At 71.5% G+C, this 1,442-nt stretch carries 2 protein-coding genes; both read left to right on the forward strand.

Annotation, left to right across the window (positions count from 1 at the left end; all coding sequences use genetic code 11):
* Positions 1-570, forward strand: a 570-nt coding sequence (locus FK268_RS24385; protein ID WP_306461501.1) for a major capsid protein, incomplete at its 5' end; no start/stop codon positions are given.
* A gap of 10 nt (positions 571-580) precedes the next feature.
* Positions 581-1,153, forward strand: a complete 573-nt coding sequence (locus FK268_RS22935; RefSeq protein WP_146437752.1) for a phage protease — start codon at positions 581-583, stop codon at positions 1,151-1,153.
* Positions 1,154-1,442 lie beyond the last annotated feature (289 nt).

A 1,442-nucleotide genomic window follows, 5' to 3' on the forward strand; every position in this document is an offset into this window, starting at 1 on the left:
CGCCGCACCCGCAACGACGTCGACTACCTCGACCAGCAGACCACACAGCTCGCGAACACGATCGCCAAGAAGATCGACGACGAGGCCATGCGGGTCCTCATGGCCGCGCTCGACGACGTCGTGACCGAGCAGCCGAGCATCGTCGGCCACTCCTGGGGCGACCTCGTCACCGTCGGCCCACTCGACCAGCTCACCCCGTCCGCGCACCTGCCCACTGCCGACTGGTCGGCCGCGCAGCTCGCCGCGGACCTGCAGCAGCTCGGCGTCATCCACGACGTGCTCGTCGTCCACCCCTCGAGCGCGCACGCCCTGCGCACCGCATACGGCGACAAGCTCGCCGCGGTCCTCACCTCCGCCGGCCTCGAGCTCGTCTCCAACATCAAGGTCCCCGTCGGCGGCGCATACGTCGCGCAGAAGGGCGAAGTCGGCGTCGTCGGATACGAGACCGCGCTCACCGTCACCAGCTGGCCCGACTACGAGACCCGCAGCACCATCGTCCAGGCCTACGCCGTCCCCGCGTTCGCCGTGAACAAGCCCTTCCACGTCAAGCACATCGCCGGCGTCCTCTAAGGAGATCCCCATGCCCACCAGCACCCCCACCCCCGACGCGGGTACCCCCGCCCCCACCGACGGCACCACCCCCGGCGACTCCACCCAGGCCCCGCCCGTCGACCCGGCCGACCTCACGCCCGAGACGTGGGGCGCCATCATCGCCGTGCTCGGCCTCGACGACACGGCAACGAGTGACGATGTGCTCGCCGCGGTCACCGATCTCGCGACCGCTGAGGCCGCAGGAGCCGGCGCACCGTCCGCGATCGTCGCCGCGGCCCGCAAGCGCGGTCTGACCGTCCTCGACGCCGACCAGGTCGCCAAGCTCCGCCGCGACGCCCTCGAAGGACAGAAGATCCAGGCCAAGGCCAACACAGACCGCCGCGAAGGGCTCGTCGCCGCCGCCATCAACCGTGGTGCGATCACACCAGGCCGCCGCAAGCACTGGCTCGCGCTCCTCGAAGCCGATCCCGGCATGGAACAGATCCTCGCCTCCACCCCCGCCGAGACCGCCGTCCCCCTCACCGAGATCGGCCACTCAGTCGACCTCGACCACAGCCAGATGACCGGCGGTGACCCCGACGCCGGCCGCTGGGTCCGGTAGAACCTCACGGGCGTCAACGCCACCACCCAGGGGCGCCGAACGCCCCGCCGTGGACCGATGGGAACGCCCAGGGCAGCCCGGACTACTCTGCCCGCCACAACGGCACCCAGCGCCCGTGACCCGAAGCCCCCGACCGCTCAACCCTCCCAGGGCAGCAGTCGGGGGCTTCCCCGCGTGCGCACACCAGCCACCACCCGAACGACCGCCCACAGCCCGTACGGCCCCACCACGGGGTGGCTCACCCCACCCCCACCCGAAATCTTCGAGGGGGCCAACGACCTGACTGGCC

Source organism: Tsukamurella sputi (assembly GCF_007858445.1).
GTDB classification, from domain to species: Bacteria; Actinomycetota; Actinomycetes; order Mycobacteriales; family Mycobacteriaceae; genus Tsukamurella; species Tsukamurella sputi.